Origin of the sequence: Larkinella sp. VNQ87 (assembly GCF_049445795.1) — a bacterium.
GTDB lineage: Bacteria > Bacteroidota > Bacteroidia > Cytophagales > Spirosomataceae > Larkinella.
Map to the genome: position 1 here is coordinate 208409 of NZ_JBMSDT010000015.1, position 18615 is coordinate 227023.

At 54.2% G+C, this 18615-nt stretch carries 12 protein-coding genes; 8 read left to right on the top strand and 4 right to left on the bottom strand.

Translation table 11 applies throughout. The features are described from left to right. Positions 1 to 121 precede the first annotated feature (121 nt). Complete coding sequence (locus ACO2Q8_RS24260) at positions 122 to 2407, top strand: DUF7133 domain-containing protein (protein ID WP_423347469.1); 2286 nt, start codon at positions 122 to 124, stop codon at positions 2405 to 2407. A gap of 123 nt (positions 2408 to 2530) precedes the next feature. On the opposite strand, the gene ACO2Q8_RS24265 is transcribed toward ACO2Q8_RS24260, so the two are convergent. Continuing rightward, entirely contained in the window at positions 2531 to 4108 is a 1578-nt protein-coding gene (locus ACO2Q8_RS24265) for a SusD/RagB family nutrient-binding outer membrane lipoprotein (protein WP_423347470.1), read from the bottom strand. 57 nt (positions 4109 to 4165) lie between these two features. Then, the gene (locus tag ACO2Q8_RS24270; RefSeq protein ID WP_423347471.1) at positions 4166 to 7210 is read right to left on the bottom strand and encodes a SusC/RagA family TonB-linked outer membrane protein; all 3045 of its coding nucleotides are present in this window, start codon (positions 7208 to 7210) and stop codon (positions 4166 to 4168) included. A 467-nt stretch (positions 7211 to 7677) separates the two neighbouring features. On the opposite strand from ACO2Q8_RS24270, the gene ACO2Q8_RS24275 reads away from it, so the two are divergent. The 7 genes from ACO2Q8_RS24275 (at position 7678) to ACO2Q8_RS24305 (ending at position 16962) form a co-directional block, all read left to right on the top strand. Continuing rightward, on the top strand, positions 7678 to 8142 hold the full coding sequence (locus ACO2Q8_RS24275; protein ID WP_423347472.1) for a hypothetical protein: 465 nt from the start codon (positions 7678 to 7680) through the stop codon (positions 8140 to 8142). A 62-nt stretch (positions 8143 to 8204) separates the two neighbouring features. After that, positions 8205 to 9098, top strand: a complete 894-nt coding sequence (locus ACO2Q8_RS24280; RefSeq protein WP_423347473.1) for a winged helix-turn-helix domain-containing protein — start codon at positions 8205 to 8207, stop codon at positions 9096 to 9098. A gap of 83 nt (positions 9099 to 9181) precedes the next feature. Further along, positions 9182 to 11602, top strand: coding sequence for an ABC transporter permease (locus ACO2Q8_RS24285; RefSeq protein ID WP_423347474.1), 2421 nt, complete (start codon positions 9182 to 9184; stop codon positions 11600 to 11602). Between the two features lie 247 nt (positions 11603 to 11849). Beyond that, complete coding sequence (locus ACO2Q8_RS24290; RefSeq protein WP_423347475.1) at positions 11850 to 14258, top strand: ABC transporter permease; 2409 nt, start codon at positions 11850 to 11852, stop codon at positions 14256 to 14258. A gap of 238 nt (positions 14259 to 14496) precedes the next feature. Continuing rightward, on the top strand, positions 14497 to 15666 hold the full coding sequence (gene lepB / locus ACO2Q8_RS24295; RefSeq protein ID WP_423347476.1) for a signal peptidase I: 1170 nt from the start codon (positions 14497 to 14499) through the stop codon (positions 15664 to 15666). A gap of 115 nt (positions 15667 to 15781) precedes the next feature. Next, complete coding sequence (locus tag ACO2Q8_RS24300) at positions 15782 to 16033, top strand: YtxH domain-containing protein (protein WP_423347477.1); 252 nt, start codon at positions 15782 to 15784, stop codon at positions 16031 to 16033. 122 nt (positions 16034 to 16155) lie between these two features. Continuing rightward, entirely contained in the window at positions 16156 to 16962 is an 807-nt protein-coding gene (locus ACO2Q8_RS24305) for an NYN domain-containing protein (RefSeq protein WP_423347478.1), read from the top strand. A 41-nt stretch (positions 16963 to 17003) separates the two neighbouring features. Here the strand turns inward: ACO2Q8_RS24305 and ACO2Q8_RS24310 are convergent, their stop codons facing one another. Further along, on the bottom strand, positions 17004 to 18140 hold the full coding sequence (locus ACO2Q8_RS24310) for a hypothetical protein (protein WP_423347479.1): 1137 nt from the start codon (positions 18138 to 18140) through the stop codon (positions 17004 to 17006). A 169-nt stretch (positions 18141 to 18309) separates the two neighbouring features. After that, the gene (locus tag ACO2Q8_RS24315; RefSeq protein WP_423347480.1) at positions 18310 to 18447 is read right to left on the bottom strand and encodes a hypothetical protein; all 138 of its coding nucleotides are present in this window, start codon (positions 18445 to 18447) and stop codon (positions 18310 to 18312) included. Between the last annotated feature and the right edge of the window lie 168 nt (positions 18448 to 18615).

The following is an 18615-nucleotide window of genomic DNA, read 5'->3' on the forward strand; positions in this document are numbered from 1 at the left end:
ACGAATCCGGTACCGGAACGGTTTTTTGTGGCCAGGTTGTCAGCTTTTCAGTAAACCACGAACCAAACTGCCTTATGCTGAGGAGATCGGCTTCCTGCCGATAGGAACTATTCCTGAAACAATGATGAGACCTACCACCTGGCTACTTGCTGCTGGCCTGGGCTTTTCGACGCTGTTCGTGGCCGGATACCGCACCGACGACCAGCCGGAAGATCCGTTCGAAACACCCCGAACGGTTAGTCAAACACCTTCTACCATTCCGCTATCGCCGAACGAAAGCCTGAAGACCTTCCGGTTGCCCAAAGGCTACCACCTCGAACGGGTCGCCAGCGAACCGATGATTTCGGAACCGGTGGCCCTGGCCTGGGACGGCAACGCCCGGCTGTACGTGGCTCAGATGGAAACCTACATGCAGACGGTTTTGGCAACCGGCCAGGGTCAGCCCCGCAGCCGGATCATGTTGCTGGAAGACACCAACGGCGACGGGAAGATGGATAAAAGCTCGGTCTTCGTAGACCAGTTGCTGCTGCCCCGTGCGATTCTGGTGGTCGGTCGTGAACTGCTGGTCAATGAAACTGATTCGTACGACATCTACGCCTACCGCGACACGAACGGCGACGGTAAAGCGGATACAAAAAGACCGGTTTTTCAAACGCCCAAAAAAGCCTTTGGCAACGTCGAGCATCAGCGGAGCGGCCTCGACTGGAACCTCGACAACTGGATTTATGAAACCATCGACCCCATTCGATACCGCTACAAAAACGGTGTTCTGAAGGCCGACACGCTCCCGACCGCGGCCGGACAGTGGGGCCTGACGCACGACGACTACGGTCGGCTTTTCTTCAGTCGGGCGGCTTCCGGGATTGCTGCGGCCGGTTTTCAGATCAATCCGGCGTACGGGCAGCTTGACTTTCCGGATGCGTTCGACGCGGATTTCAACCAGGTCTGGTCGGCGATCAAAACTCCCGATGTCAACGGCGGACCCAAAACGCTGCGTTCGGACAGCACCATGGCGCTGTTTACATCCATTTGCGGCCAGTCAGTTTTCCGGGGAGATCGGTTGCCGAAAAGCATGGCGGGCGACTACATTGTGGCCGAACCCGTGGCCCGTGTCATTCGGCGGGCCAACATCCGAAACAACGACGGCAAGGTCAGGCTGTCGAATGTTTACCGCCACGATGAGTTCATTTCCTCGACCGATATGAATTTCCGGCCCATCAACACCTACACCGGCCCGGATGGCTGCCTGTATATTGTCGATATGTACCGGGGCATCATTCAGGAGTCGACCTGGGCGCAGCCGGGCAGCTATCTGTACAACCAGATTATGACCAAAGGGCTGGATAAAAACATCCGTCGCGGTCGCATTTACCGGCTGGTGTACGACGGCATGAAACCCGGGCCAAAACCCCGAATGCTGGATGAACCGAGCCGAAAGTTGGTCACTTATCTGGCCCATTCCAACGGTTGGTGGCGGGATAACGCACAAAAAGAACTCATCGTCCGAAATGATAAAACCGTGGTGCCATTGCTGAAGCAACTGGCGCTTGGTCAGCCAGGAGTCGTATCGGAAACCCCATCGACGCTGGCCCGGCTGCATGCCTTCTGGACACTGGAAGGACTTGACGCCATCGACAAACCGCTGCTACTCTCGGCCTTGCAAGACGCGGACCCGGAGGTCAGAAAGACGGCTGTCTGGATCGGTGAGTCGTTCGTAAAAAAGAACGACGAAGCGTTTATGGCACAGCTCGAACCTCTGAAAAACGATGGGAATTTGGATGTGCTGGCGCAACTGCTGCTGTCGCTACACGGCAGTCAATCCGGCAAAGCGACGGCTATCGTGCGGGATATTCTAAACCGTCACTCGAATCACGAGGTGCTGGCCGGGATAGAAAGTACGCTTCGGAAGAACGAGGAAGCCCGGAAGTTAGGCAGTAGCCGGTTATTGGCCCTGAACCCGACCGATCGCAAACGGGTGATGGAGGGGGCACAGATTTTCAATTCGCTTTGTGCAACCTGCCACGGTCCGCAGGGGCAGGGAACCCCGACGAAACTGGCTCCGCACCTGGCCGGGAAATTTAAGTTGCTCGAAAACCGGGAGGAGGTGATCAAGATTATGCTCCACGGCCTGACGGGGCCGGTCGATGGCGTGACGTACCACGAAATGATGCCGCCGATGGGAGCAAATAATGACGAATGGATTGCGTCGGTGCTGGATTATGTTCGTTACGATCTGTGTATGCAAAGTTTCCCGCAAATGTCGGCGGGGTACATCAACAATTTTGTGCTAATCCAGCCGGAACAGGTGAAGGCGATCCGGGAAAAAACCGCCGGACGTGTACAGCCCTGGACCTGGGACGAGTTGATCCGGGAGCGGGATCTGTCGCGTAGTCAGCAGAAGAAGTAATTTGAAAAAGTTAAAGTTGTTACACAGGGTTTATCAGAGAACATCAGAGGTTATCAAAGATTTCTCTGTGTAACCCTGATGTTCTCTGATAAACCCTGTGTAACAACTTTAACTCTTACCTCCTTAATTCTTATCCCACCACAACGGCGTTGAGGCTTTGTCGGGGCCGTTCAACAGCGTAACGGCAGCTTTCACGGCGTCGGTGTTCGATTGTTGTTCGAGCAGCAGGAACGGAATCCGGCGAGGGTAGGCCGTCGTCGGTACGTCAGTATTTACCGAATTGACCACCGGGTAGAGTTTCGGGAACTTTGTCCGGCGGAATTCAGCCCAGGCTTCGATACCATCGGGGTAGAGCGCCAGCCATTTCTGGGTGGCAATTTGCTCCCGTTGAATGGCTTCGGTTGCGCCCCATTTTACGGTGATGGTCGAAAGCGCCGGTGATTTCTGCTGATCCTGCGGAGGAATCGGTGTTTTGGTACTGTTGATGTAGGTATCAACAGCCGCACCGGTGATACCCCAACCTTCCATCGATGCCCGAATGCCTTTTTCGTAAGCCTGTTGAGCCGTCGTACTGCCGACATTCCAGCCGTTCAGAGCCGCTTCGGCCAGCAGAAAATAGGCTTCCGCTGTGTGCATGATGTCTTGTTTAACTGCCAGTTGACGATCCCAGGCCGATCCGGCACCGGTGTTCTTGATCCAGCGCTCGCCGATGTTCGAGTTGTTGTCGTTCGTGTTCAACGGGTCGGTCAACTCCGTGGGGCCCAGGCCATTTCGCAACCCTTCGTACGTTTTGGTATTGAAGGCCGGTTGGAAGAAAATACCGATGCGTGGATCTTCGAAGCCTTTCAGCACTGATTCCATGGCGGCACTCATCCGAAACTCACCCCAGCCCGAAATCGTCGCCAGCCCGTTGTTGTCACCCCCGGTCAGGTTTTTGACCATCAGGGCGTTATCGCCAACGTCGGTCAGCAAGCCACCGGCAATGGCCGCTTCGGCTTCGGTTTTGGCCCGCGCCGGATCGACCTTCGAAATCCGCAGCGCCAGTCGCAACCGCAGGGTGTTGGCAAACTTGATCCATTTATTGACATCTCCAGCGTAGATGATGTCGTAATTGCCATACGGTTTTTCCGTCGTTTTACCCTTCAATAGCGTGGTCGCTTCGGCTAGCCGCTTGAAGAAGTCGTCGTATATTTTGTCCTGTGCGTCATACTTGACACTGTTGGCCGGAACACCCGCGTCGAAGTAAGGAACCGGGCCGTAGTAGTCGGTCAGGCGGTGGAAGGCAAACACCCACCAGATACTCGCCAGGGCATACTGCGACGAACTCTTGTCGGTTTGGTCGAAGAGGGTTTTCAACTGCGGCACCACCTGGGTGTATATCGGGTTCCAGTGGGAGTTGATCCAGGTGGGGTGCATAAAGTACCGGTCCGACTGGAAGTTGGGTGTCGTCGTGGCATAATACTGCGCGAACAGATCGGCAAACAGGTTTTGCGCGGTCTGGTAGGTCCCGGCGGCATACGAAGCCTGCTGCTGCGCCCGGGCAAACAGGTACGGCAGCTCGGTTGCGGTGAGCGTCGTAATGGCAGTTTTGCTGGTATTGATTTCGTCAAAATCGCCTGTACAGCCGCTCCAGATTCCGGCCGAACCGGCAACCAGCCCGACCATTGACATGCGAATGAATTTATTAACGGGCATTTTCATGATACTTGCTAAGTGGGTTTGATTCCAAAAACGAAGGTGTCTTAAAGTAGCTTATTTTCAGAATCCTAATTTTAGATTAAGACCAACGGTCCGGGTCGAAGGTAATGCACCGTATTCCGAACCCTGGTAGTTGGCGGCACTGATGTTGACATCCGGGTCAAATGGTAGTTTGCGCGTTTTCAGGCCGGGAATATCCATGATGGCATCACCCCGATATAGGAAAAACAGGTTACGGGCTGTCAGCGACAACCGGGCGTTTTTGATGAAGAAGTTCGACGGAACCGGCAGGTTGTAGCCAAATGTCAACTCGCGCAGCCGCACGTTGGTGGTCGAGTAGGCAAAGAATTCACCCCAGGTATACCGACCCTGCGAGACGGTTTGCCAGAATTGCTCGGCCGTTACGGCCTTCGTGTTGGTTTCGCCCGTAGCCGTTACGCCCGGCAGAACCCAGCCTCCTTCGCGGTGTTCGAGCGTGTATTCAGCCGTGCCGTCGTAGGCCAGGTTGCCATCGGTTCCCGACACCATGATACCGCCCACCCGGCCATCCACCAGGAAGCTCAGCACAAAGTTTTTGTAGGAGAATGTGTTGTTGAAACCGAGCGTCAGTTTCGGATTGAAGTTGCCGATGGTCTGGAACGCGCTCACAACCGGCAGGCCGTTGGCGTTGACCAGCAGGCGGCCCTGCGCATCTTTTGCCCAGCCGTAGGCCTGAAGATCACCATACGAACCGCCCTCCGTCACCACGGCGGTAGTGGTCCGGGTGTTACCACCCAGGGTAGCGGTTTTGATGTTCGGATGCAGTTCAACGATTTTGTTGATATTGCGGGCCAGGTTGAACGATGCATCCCAGGTCAGCGGGCCACCTTTCAGGGGCGATGCACTCAGCGTCAGTTCAAAGCCTTTGTTGTTGATTTTTCCGGCGTTGACAAACTGGCTGGCAAAACCCGAGGCTGGTGCCAGCGCCAGCGATAGCAACTGGTTGACTGTGTTACTGTTATAATACGTAAAATCAATGCCCAGGCGACCGTTCAGGAAACGGAGGTCGGCACCGAATTCCGTCGACGATGAGATCTCCGGTTTCAGATTTTCAGCCGGACGCTGGGTGCTGCGCGAAATATAACCGCCCGTTCCACCTTGTGAGAACGTATACGTCTGTTGCAGGCTGTAGGGAGCAGCATCGTTTCCCACTTGGGCCCAGGAACCACGAATTTTGGCAAAACTAATCCAGGTTGGTAGTTTGATGGCTTCCGACAGGATGAGGTTGGCTCCGAAAGAAGAATAGATGTACGAATAGGGTGGGGGCAGGGTCGACGACCAGTCGTTGCGAACCGACGCATCCACCGTCAGGTAATCGCGGAACGAAACCGAAGCCGTTCCGAACACATATTGCAGTTCCTTTTGGCTGAAGCCGGTAATTTGTGTCAGCGCCGACGCGAACGACAGGTCAAACCGGTTGGCGACCGACAAACCGGTGGTGCTGGCACCAACTTGGGAGTATCGGTTGTAGGTCGAACCGGCTCCGGCGTTGTAGGTCACGGCGAAATCCTTCCCAATTTTGTTATTCCCGGAAATAATCACGTCCATGTTGCGCTCCAATTGGTCTCCGGTGTAATCGGAGTACGAACCACCGGCTCCGGCAAACAGCAGGGTATTGTTGTAATAACCGAAGTTATAACGGTCGGTATACCAGTCATAACTCAGCCGTCCCTGAATATTCAGCCAGTCGGTGAACTCGTATTTGACCGACCCCAGCGCCGTTACCCGATTTCGGCTTTCCTGTGCAAAGGTGCGGTTCAGCGTCCAGTAGGGGTTCATGTAAATCCCGGAACTGGTCCAGTAGGTCGGTTTGCCGTTGGCGTCTTCGAACGTGCTGTATTTTCCGTTCAGATCGACGCTACGCGGCACTTTGTAGAGGTTCATCGTCACCGAACTTTCCTCACCGGAGCGTGGTTTGTTGTCAATTTTCTGGTTGATGTAGGTAATTTTGGCATCGGTCGACAACCGTTTCGAAATCTGGGAAGTAAGGCGCAGGTTCAGCGTATGGCGCATCAGCTCGTTGTTCGGCAGAATCCCCTGGTTGTAATTGTTCGTGTAGGAGGTATAGGTTTGAATTTTATCCGTACCGGCGGCAATCCCGACGGAATTGTTGGTCGAGATGGCATCCCGGAAAAAGTCCTTGACATTGTCCGGATAGGTGGTGGCGGCAGCGCCCCAGCTACCGGCCGCGTTTTCGCTGGATTTACCGCCAGCGCCCTGGCCGTACGTATTCTGTAGTTTCGGCAGCATAAAAGGCCGCTCCACCGACACGCCCGAGTTGATATCGACCGAAACCCGACCGGCTTTCCCTTTTTTAGTCGTGATCATCACCACCCCGTTGGCCGCGCGGCTTCCGTACAGCGCCGAAGCGGCCGGGCCTTTCAGCACGTTCACCGACTCAATGTCGTCCGGGTTGATGTTGTTGGCCCCGTCGCTCCCGTTGATGCCCCCGAAGTCGCTGGTGACCTGCCCCCGGACGGTGTTATCGACCGGAACCCCGTCGACGACAAATAACGCATTGTTATTCCCCGTGATGGAGCGGTTTCCGCGCAGCACGACCCGCGTGGCCGAGCCCGGACCGGATGACCCTTGGGTAACGACCATCCCGGCTACTTTACCAGACAGTGTATTGACGAAGTTGGCGTCCCGCACGTCGGTCAGTTTTTTGCCGTCGATCTGCTGGGTGGCATAAGTCAGGGTCTTCGCGCTGCGCTCAATCCCCAGGGCCGTTACAACGACTTCGTTTAACTGCTTCGAATCTTCCTGAAGCGTCACGTCGATCACCGAACGGTCACCGACGGCTATTTCCTGCGTCAGAGCACCAATAAAGGAAAAGATCAATACCGTCGAATTGTTGTCGACCGTGATCGAGTACTTCCCTTCACTGTTGGTGGTGGTTCCTTTGGTGGTTCCTTTGATCACAACATTGACACCCGGCAGGGCGGCACCGTTGCCGTCTCTGACCGTGCCCGTGATGTCTTTGGCAAGCGGAGCTTTTTCACTAACGGGCACGGGTTTTCCGTAGGACAGAGCGGGCGGAAGAGCGAAGGTCAGGCATGATGCCATCAGGACAACCGCACCAAAGCGTATCCTGTAAGAACTGACCGATTTTGGGTTAAAAAAGAGTACTGGTTTTTGCATGAAAGTAATAGAATTAAAAATTTACAGGGTGTTATGGGTTATAGGTGCGGAAAAGTCAATCGTTTGGTGGAAAAGTAATATCGTCTAATATAATTTCTTATTATGGCTTCAAATTAGTAGTAAATTGGGGCATTAAGCAAATAAGTAGTTTAAAATTTCATTCTTACGGCTGTTTGTTATTTAACACCTTTGCGTACTGTTTTAAGAACTTTTGCCAGCAGGGTATAAGTCCCTCTCTTGCCTAATTTAAATGATAAACAGGAGAATAAGTAGATTTTTTGGGATAATGTCGTGTTTTTACATTTCCTTTACAAAGTTTTACGCGGCTTTAACCTCGGTATGAAGGGTAGGTAATAGGTTTGGTTAGTTATTTCACTTAACCAAGAGGCACTATGTTCAAGACCGGGATTTTTGCTGTTGTAAGTTGTTGTTGGCTACTTTCGGGATTCACACCCAATCGGATCTTCGAAAACCGCTTGGCGGGAGCAACTGGCGAGGAGAGAAAGAAAACCTTTTCTGCTAATCCTTTGCTGTTGAACGGGCTGCCGGTGGATTACGCCTGGTTTTCAATTCAAAGCCGGGGCAAGCTGTCGGTGGTCGAAGGCGACCCCAGCGAACCCGGGTGTAACCGGATACCGATCCGGGTTTATCTGAGACGGGAAGGACGAATTGTCAGTTCTTGTCAACCGGTCGCGGGAGCCAATGAGGTTGATTTGGCAGACATCATGCCTCTGGCTCATCATGGCGATGAGTTTGTGATTGAACCGACCCGAAAAGAAGATGCGATGGCGAAGCGCGTCATCCGATTGAAGCTTTTCTGGTTTTTTTCAAATACGCGCCCGGGGCCCGGCTGTTGATCGCAGGCAAGCCCGCGAAAGGCTGGCCAGGAGAAGTCGTCGAACGTTAATTCAAAAAACGCATGAGGAAAACAACCCGAATTGTTGTGATGCTGCTGGTGCTGGTCACCGGCCTGTTGTTTTTGCAGTTTGTCGTTCGCTCAGGACCGACGGAGGGCACGCATTTTGCTGAAAAAGCGAATCTGGCACTCCGTCGGACCGCGCACCAACTGCTGGTTACTGCAGGCGATTCAACCTCGGGAATACCGCCCGTGCAGCAGGCCGATGCCAACACCTTTCTCGTTCGTTTCAATCGTTCCTTTCCCTATGATGCGCTACCGGGCACTTTGCAGCAATCGCTTCGGGTACACGGCATTACGGCAGACTATGATGTGGCCGTGCGGGATTGTGCCAACGGGGTGCTGCAACTGGGGTATACGGCTCAGGATTTGACCGAAAAAAAGGGGGTGGCCTGTACTGGCCGGGAGCACGCAAAAGGGTGCTATACGCTGCAAGTCCGGTTTGCCCGGCCCGAATCCGGCCCGCGACCGGGTGTCTGGTGGGTGATGGCGGGCGCAAGTGTGCTGCTGGCCGGTCTGGTGTTTGCGCTCCGCCGGAAGGAAGCCCCCGCCGAATGCCCGGCAGAGGACGCAGTTTCGGAAAAAAACGGAACGGTCCGGTTTGGCAGTTCGAGTCTGGATAGTGCTAATCAAGTGCTGCTTTCCGGCTCGAATCGGCACAAGCTGACCTACCGGGAAGCCAAACTACTCCGCCTGTTCGCCGAACACCCCGATCAGTTGCTCGAACGGGACTTCATTCTGAAAGCAGTTTGGGAAGACGAAGGCATCATTGTGGGCCGGAGCGTTGACGTGTTCGTGTCCCGGCTCCGCAAATTGCTCCAGGATGATGTTTCGGTCCGGATTGCCGCCGTCCACGGCGTAGGGTATCGCCTGGAAACCCGTACCCACGGACTTTAGTCCGTGTGAGCTTCTTGATCCATCAGTTGATACCAATTCAACAATTAACTAACTCGCACGGACTAAAGTCCGTGGGTACTGCTATGCTCCGAAATTACCTCAAAGTGGCCGTTCGCCATTTGTGGCAAAACCGGCTTTATGCCGCCATCAACGTCGGTGGGCTGGCTGTTGGAATTGGTTGCGTGCTGCTGGCTATTTTGTACGTAAAAGACGAACTGAATTTCGACCGGTTTCATGAAAAGAATCCGCACCTGTACCGGATCACGACCACGGTTATATACACCAAAGGTGGTCAACCCGAAACTTCCGGCGGAACCGGTCAGGTGCAAGGGCCGACGTTTAAAGCCCGAATTCCCGAAATTCAGGACTACACCCGCGTTATGGGGGGCGATATCTACGCGATGTTTGTCGCCAATCAGAAATCGTTTATTCTGCAACCCTTGTTTGTCGATTCAACGTTTTTCAACGTATTCTCTTTCCGGTTGCTGAGCGGAAATCCCAAAACCGCCCTGCAAGGGGCCGGAACAGTGGTCGTCACGGAAAAAACCGCCCGCAAGCTTTACAACACCCTGGATGTGATCGGAAAACCGCTGCTGGAAGATGGTCCGTCCGGAAAGCGGCTGGGCGCGTCGATCATCACCGGGGTTGTGCAGGACCCGCCCAAAAATTCCTCGCTGCAATTCGATCTGCTCTTTCCGTTTCGGTTCATGCAGGCATCGTTCGACGACACCAACTGGCTGAACGCCTACCTGAGCACGTTCGTCGTGCTGCACCCACAGGCCGACCCAACCGCCGTCGTGCGGAAGTTTGAGCGGGTCTACGCCGTTCACGCCCGCGACCAGGTGGCCGAAAACCGGAAAAACTACGGATTCGATCCGGCCATTCGCTACGGTCTTCAGCCCCTGACGGACATTCACCTCAATCCCTTGTACAACCGGCAAGGCAACCGGGAGGGCGGGGTCATCAACGGCAATAACCCGGTTTTTTCATACTTGTTTCTGGGCATTTCGGGCTTTATTCTGCTCATGGCGTCCATTAATTTTATCAACATCAGCCTGGCCAGTTCGCTGAAACGGACCCGGGAAATCGGTATTCGCAAGATCACCGGCAGCAGTCAGGCACTCCTGATCGGGCAGTTTCTGGGCGAATCGGCGATGGTCTGCCTGGCGGCTTTCGCACTGGCGATCGGGGTGGCGGTGCTGGCATTGCCGGTTTTCAATCAATTGGCGGGCAAATCGCTGGCTTTCCACGAAATGCTGGATGGCCAATTGCTGCTGTCCTTTTCCGGCCTGCTGACCATCACGGTTTTGCTGGCGGGTTTTTATCCGGCGGTGATCCTGTCCAACTTCAAACCGGCGGTGGTGCTCTACAACAAACCCCAACTGGCCGGACGAAGCGGGTTTGGTCAGGCGCTGGTCATGATTCAATTTGCGCTTTCGGTTTTTCTGCTCATTGCCACGACGGTTTTCTACTGCCAGATGGATTACGTGCGCACGAAGGATCTGGGGTATGATCCGTATCAGGTCATCGGCACGTTTTTTCCGTACACGGATAACCTCAAAACCGCTCAGGCTTTTCTCCGGAACGAACTGGCGAACGAACCGTCGATTCGTCATCTCTCCTTCACCAGTGACCTTGGCGGAACGTACGGAACCCGTGTGGGCGAACGGAAGGTTGAAAGCCGCTACCAGTACATCGACCCCAACTACCTGCCGGTGATGGGCATTCGCCTGAAAGCCGGGCGTAATCTGTCGCCGGATTTTGCATCGGATCCATCGGACGCTGTTCTGGTCAATGAGACGTTTGTCAAGGCATCCGGTCTGGAAAAACCGGTGGGAAAGCTGATTCGGTTAGACGAGAATTACAGCAAGAAACCCGTGACCATCGTTGGTGTCGTGAAGGATTTTCATCTCGGTTCCCTGCGGGAGCCTGTTCTGCCCGGCGTGTTGTTCATGCGTGAGGATCAGGCCAGCGGCATTCTGGTGAAAATTGATAAAAACCGGCAGAAAGAAGCGATTGCGGCCTTGCAGAACGCCTACCGGAAAGCGTTTCCGACGGTCGAAATGGACTACGCGTTTCTGGATGAACAGAATGCCAAAGGCTACGAGCAGGAGCGGAAATGGCAGCAGATTGTGGGCTACGCGACGGGACTGGCCCTGTTGATCTGTGGCCTGGGCGTGTTTGGTCTGGCTAAGCTGGCGGCCCGGCAACGCACGAAAGAAATCGGCGTTCGGCGGGTGCTGGGCGCAACGGTGCTGGACATTACGGCCCTGCTATCCCGGAGTTTCCTGAAACCGGTTTTGCTGGCCGTGGGGCTGGCATCGCCCGGAGCGGCTTGGGTCATGAACCGCTGGTTGCAGAACTTCGTCTACCGCATCGAGCTACAGGCGTGGATGTTCGCGTTGGCGGGCTTGCTGGCCGTGTTCATCGCCCTCCTGACGGTTGCTTTCCAGGGGGCTCGGGCAGCTCTGGTTAACCCGGTAGAGAGCTTGAAAGTGGAGTGAAGTTGTTACACAGGGTTAATCAGAGGACATCAGAGTTTATCGGAGTATTTCTCTGATTGCCTCTGATTAACCCTGTGTAACAACCTAATCTTTCTTGTCCGCCCGTGAACAAATAACCGTCCGCAATCGGACAAATGAAGCTTGTGGTTTGTCGATACTATTCTGACATACAGCAGCTTGTATTTGTTGGTATACAGTTTGAGCAATCCCAATTCAGTACCCTGACGAACAGTGAACGACGAACGCTATGCTACGGAATTACCTCAAAATCGCTTTTCGGAACCTCCTCAAACACAAAACTTTCGGCTTCATCAACATCGTGGGCGTTGCCATTGGCCTGGCGTGTTTTCTGCTGATTGCCCTCTACGTGCGTGACGAACTGAGCTTCGACCGGTTTCATACCAAAGCCGACCGGACGTATCGCGTGTTGCGGACGTTTATGAATTCCAACGACGGTACCGTGGAACTCAAACTGGGCACCGTTGCCCCGCCTTTTGGTCCGCTAATCAAGCAGGATTTTCCGGAAGCCGAACAGGTGGTTCGGGTGCTGCACAGCAGTGGATTACTCCGCTACGGCGAACATGCGTATGACGAGCGAAAACTGTTTTTTGCCGAAGGAAATCTGTTTAAGGTGCTGGATTTCAAAGTGATTAACGGCAATCCGGAGCAGGCGCTGGCCAATCCGTTCTCGATCATGCTGTCGCAACCGATGGCCGAAAAATACTTTGGGAAGGAAATGCCGATGGGCAAGAGCATCCGGCTCGATAACCAGATCGATTTCATGGTGACGGGTGTTTTTGAACCGCTTCCGGCCCAGTCGCACATTCATCCGGATTTTCTGGTCTCGTTCACCACCCTGAACGATAACCGGATTTACGGCGCGGAAGGCCTGCGAACCAACTGGGGCAACAACTCCTTCCTGACGTATGTGCTACTGGCGAAAGGGGCCAATCCGGATAAACTCGTAAAGGCCTTCCCGGCTTTTCAAAACCGCCGGATCGAACCCAAGGCATCGACGTATTCGGTCCTGAATTTGCAAAAACTGACGGATATTCACCTGAAATCCGACACAGACGACGCGCTGGAAGCCGACGGTGACATCCAGTACGTGTACCTGTTTTCGGCCATTGGTCTGTTCATTCTCCTGATTGCCTGCATCAACTACATGAACCTGGCCACGGCGCGGTCGGCGGGTCGGGCCAAGGAGGTCGGCATGCGGAAGGTAGTCGGTGCTTTCCGGCAGCAACTGATCGGGCAGTTTCTGAGCGAGTCTCTTTTGTTGGTCGTTTTTGCGTTGGTTCTGGCCGTAACACTGGTGATCGTGAGCCTGCCCTTCCTGAATGATTTTACCCAAAAACAGTTGACCCTGAATCAATTGCTTGACCCGGTTTTTCTGAGCATTATTGCCGGTATTACCCTGATGACGGGATTGGTTGCGGGTAGTTACCCGGCATTCTTCCTTACCTCATTTCAGCCGGTGAGTGTGCTGAAAGGCAAAATTGCGGCTGCCATGCGAACGGGCCGGTTGCGGCAGGCGCTGGTGGTGACGCAGTTTTCTATTGCGGCTGTGTTGATTATCAGTACGGTAGTGGTTTATAATCAAATGGATTACATCCGGAATTATAAGCTCGGCTACCAGAAAGACCAGGTGGTGCTGCTGCGGACGGTGGAGGATTCGACCATCGATTACGAAGCCTTGAAGCAGGAGTTGAAGCGCAACAGTGCGGTGCTGGCCGTAGGGCAATCGTCGCGGATTCCGTCGGGGCGGCTGCTAGATTCCTGGGATTCGTATGTATCGAAAGGCGATAGCATGGCACCGACGAAAGTGGTGCTAAAGGCGCTGACGATCGATCATGACTTTATTTCGACCTACGACATCAAACTGGCGGCTGGCCGGAATTTCTCGCGCGACTACGCTACGGACGACACAGCGGCTTTCATCATCAACGAAACCGCGGCCCGGATGCTCGGTTGGCAAAAACCGGAGCAGGCTGTTGGCAAAGCGTTCGGATACGGACAACGGCGGGGGCAGATTGTGGGCGTCACGAAAGATTTTCACTTCGAATCCCTGCGGCAGTCGATTCCGCCGATTGCCATGTTCATTAATCCGAATTTCAACAACTGGCTGTCGGTGCATCTGGCCGGAGGAGCCGGTTTGCAAAACGGTCTGGCCCACCTCGAATCCGTCTGGAAACGACGGTTCCCCGACCGGCCTTTCTCCTACGAATTTTTAGATCAGCGTTTTGGGCGGCTGTACACGACGGAACAAACCCAACAAATGCTATTCGGCATCTTCGCCGGTATTGCCATCCTGATTTCGTGTCTCGGGTTGTTCGGTTTGTCGATGTTCATGGCCGAGCAGCGGACGAAGGAAATCGGTATCCGCAAAGTGCTGGGCGCGTCGACACCGGGCCTGGTGGCGCTGCTTTCGACCGAATTGCTGAAACTGGTGCTCATCGCCCTCGTGCTGGCGTCGCCGGTCGCCTGGTGGGCTATGAACCAGTGGCTCGAAGGGTTCGTCTACCGCACCAGTATCAGCCCCTGGGTGTTTATTGTCACGGCGGTTATTGCGTTGCTGATTGCCTTCGCAACGGTCAGTTTCCAGAGCATCAAAGCCGCGTTGATGAATCCGGTGAAGAGTTTGAAGACGGAGTAAAAGGTTCTTGAACTGGGATTACAAGGATAATCTTGAACTTGGATTACGCGGATTAAAGGATTAACTGAGATCTAAAAGATTGCGGTAGCCTCATAGTTAATCTTTTAATCCGCGTAATCCAAGTTCAAAATGAAGTAACACCACTCACCAAAGAAGACAACCAGTCCTGTAAAAGTTGCTTCCGGGAATTGCTTGTCCTTCTATTTTGCGCAGATTGATTCGTAAACGCCTTTCGGGTATGCGCAAATTCAAAATCGGTTCGGAGAAAAAACCGACCCGCCCCAAAAAATCGCCCCTGCGGGAGTGGCTGGATTCGATGTTGTTTGCGGTCGTGGCCGCGACGCTGATCCGGTTTCTGACCTTTGAAGCCTACGCTATTCCAACGCCCTCGATGGAAAAAAGCCTGATGGTGGGCGATTTTCTGTTTGTGAGCAAATTGCATTACGGCATCCGGACGCCCAAAACCCCGCTGCAAATTCCGCTGACTCATCAGACTATCTGGGGGACTCAGATTCCGTCGTACCTCGACTGGATTCAGTTGCCCCAATACCGGCTACCCGGTTTTACGTCGGTGAAAAACGGCGATGTGGTAGTGTTCAACTTCCCACCCCCGAAACCCGGCGAACCCGATCATCCGGTCGACCTGCGCACCAACCTGATCAAACGCTGCATCGGCATTCCGGGCGACAAGCTCGAAGTTCGGCAGGAAATGGTCTACATCAACGGCAAGGCGTTTCCGGCTCCGGTTCGGGCGCAGAGTTCGTACTTCATCCGGACGACGGAAGTGCTGAACGACCGGTTTTTCCGGAAATACGACATCGTAAATGACTTCGCGTCGGCCGAAGGGCCGTTCATCAACTGGCAGCCGGTCGAAGAATATTCCGAAGCTGCTAAGTCGTCGGTCCTGGTGGGCTACCAGGTGACGGCCAGCCCCGAAACCATCGCCCGGCTGAAAGAACTGGATTGGGTGAAAAGCATTGAACCGTTGACCGAACCTGCCGGACAACGGACGCAGGGGATTTACGGCGGAGCGGCTTTCCCGTGGAACCGGGACAATTTCGGTCCGGTCACCATCCCGAAAGAAGGCATGACGGTGCCGATCAATCCGCAAACCATCGCCGTCTACGGTCCGATCATCAGCCGGTACGACGGCAATGAAAACGTGGAGGTGACGCCCACGAGCGTCAGGATCGATGGGAAAACCATCAGTTCGTACACCTTCAAACAGGATTATTACTTTATGATGGGCGACAACCGCCACAATTCCGACGATTCGCGGTACTGGGGCTTCGTGCCGAAAGACCACATTGTCGGCAAGGCGGTTTTTGTCTGGATGTCCATCGATCCAACTCCGGCGACGGCCTGGGCCAAAATCCGCTGGAACCGGCTGTTTCGGTTGATTGAGTAGGCGTCTGCCTGATCATGATCAACTTTTTGGACGAGCGAAATCAGCAACCGGGTTTCGACAATCGCTTACTTTTGACCATCGAATTTCTATCACAAAACCGTATCCATTGTACACCATGAAAACTGAAAAAGTGTTAGCAAGTGTTGTGTTGGCTGCTGCGGCCGGCGTTGCCCTGGGTCTGTTATTTGCGCCCGACAAAGGAGCCAGAACAAGACGCAAAATTCGCGAAAAGGGCGAAGATTACCTGGAAGACCTGAAGGATGACTATGCGCATTCCGTGAAAAAGCTGAAACAGAAGGTCGATGCCGTGTACGACGACGTAACGACGAAACTGAAATCTTACGCGGACGAGATCAAGCAGGCGTAAAAACCGGATGGCGGGCGCTGGTTTGTCCCGGAAGATGACCCGGTTCGGTTGACTTATCGGTAAATTTCGGTATCGTTGCCGGATAATGTTATTGCTTTATCCGGTAACTAACGGAAAACGACATGGAAACCGTCCTTGACCTGCGACTTGCGGTATTGATTGATGCTGATAATGTGCCCTACGCCCACGTCCGGGGCATGTTGGAGGAAATTGCCAAGTACGGCACCCCGACGTTTAAACGAATTTACGCCGACTGGACCAAACCGACCGTTGCGGGCTGGAAAACCGTGCTGCTCGAAAACGCCATCACGCCCATTCAGCAATACAGTTACACCACGGGCAAGAATGCGACGGATTCGGCCATGATCATCGACGCGATGGATATTCTGTATACCGGGCGCGTCGACGGTTTTTGCATCGTGTCGAGCGACAGCGATTTTACGCGTCTGGCCACCCGGCTCCGCGAAGCAGGCATGAAGGTGTTCGGGATTGGCGAGAAGAAGACGCCGACGCCCTTCATTTCGGCCTGCAACAAGTTTATTTACCTCGAAATCCTGAAAAAGAACGAGGAGGTGCCGGTGCTGGCCCCGGCCGCAACGAAAAACCGTTCCCGGCGAAAAATCCAGACGAAACCCGCCGAAGCACCCGCCAAACCGGTTCCGGCGAAAGAACCCGAAGCCATCGGCCGCATTAACCAGGACGTGATCAAGATGCTGGCCGACAGCATCAACGACCTGGCCGACGAAACCGGCTGGGCATTTCTGGGCGAACTCGGCAATCTAATCCCCAAGAAACAAGCCGACTTCGACCCGCGCAACTACGGTTTCAAGAAACTTGTCCCGCTGCTGAAAAGCATCGAGCAATTCGAAGTCGACGAGCGCGAAACTGGCAAAGGCAACATGAAGCTGGTGTACGTCCGGGTGAAGTAACGGGTGCCCGAAAGAGCCTTTGCTGTAGGGTTTCAGCAACGTTACTTCCAGCTAATGCTGACTTTCCGGATGCAGTGGTTGAATTTGTCCAGAATAAACAGTTCGCCTTTCTTGTTGACGGCCATACCGGTGATGGGATGCTTAGCCCCCGGGCTTTTATCGGCGAAATCGGTGGAAACAATGTGCCGCCCCAGGTCGAACAGGTAATCATCCGCCGTGACGAGTTTCAGGCCGTTTCCTGTATCGACCACCACAAATAATTGCTTGTTGACGGCATTATACTCGACGCGGTAAGGTTGATAGACGCCGGTCTGGCTGCGTGGACCTTCGGGGGCGTAGGCCGTGCTGAGTGGCAGAAACGTCGATACCGTCCCATCCGGTGTGATTTTTCGGACACTATGATTGCCCCAATCGGGTACGAACAGGTTTCCGGCCTCGTCGAGTTCCAGGTCTTCGGCGGTGCAAAACCGGGCGGCTAAACCTTTGCCATCGACGTAATCGCAGAATTTTTGTTCGACCTGCCCGCCCGCCAGCGTCGAAACCGTGTTGGTCGCCAGATTGACTTTCCGAATCCGCTGGTTCAACTGATCGCCGATGTACAGATTGCCTGCTTTATCCATCTCAATGCCCTGCGGCTGGTAAAATTTGGCTTTGTCCAGCGGACCATCGCGGAAGCCCCACGAATAACCGCCGTCCGGATCGGGGCCACCACTCAGGCGCGTGACCTGCCCGTTGCTGCTGATGCGGAAAATACCGTTCGGCGTTCCCAGGGCATCCCCGCTTTCGATGGCGTAGAGTGTCAGGCCGTCGCGCGGATCGACGCAGAGGTCGGTGATTGAGCCGAGTCCTTTGGCGAAGGTTGTGACGTTACCCGCCGGGTCGACTTTCCGGATCACACTGCCGCCGATGTAGCTGGCGCGCTGGTCGATCACGTAGAGGTTATCGTGCCTGTCGAACGTCATCTGACAAGGGTAGCTGAACTGGGCGGCCTTGCCGTTGCCGTCGACAAAACCGGCTTTTGTATCCGATCCGAAGGGTGTCGTGATCGTGACGACCGGTTTTTTACCGGCGGTCGATCCCGAACCGCCGGGCGTCACCGGCTCGGATTTGGGCGTTTTACAAGCCAGGGCCATGCCGAAGACAAACAGCAGGCTGGCGCGGAGCGTGAAGAGGTTCATCGTATTGGTTGTTTGCGTCGATGCCCCAAAATTCCCCTAAAGCCCGCCGACAGCCAGCCTCCAACCCGATCAAACGGAAAAACCCGTCGATGAAGCGGCTGGTGATCCAGGTAAACGTGCTGGTAAGTTAGCGTTACAACTTATAAATCGTTATTCGCTATTTATTATTTCATTTCATCTTCAGCACCACCAACTCGCCCACCTTCAGCCCCTGCGCCCGGCCTTGTTCGATGGCGTCCATGAAGTGAATGCCGCCATAAAACCGGGAGAGACCGGCTTCGCGGAACGAGCGGAAAAAATTGATCATGAAGAGGCAACTATTACTTAGCTATCAGTTATTCTTCTCATTATTTGTACTCTTAACTTTCTTGTTTGACAATCTTACTTTTGATATTTGTTTGCTGAGTGCAAAACTGCTCGACGGTTTCAATGGGCCTGCGTCCCATGTTGCGGTAGCCTAAGTGGGGGCGTTGCG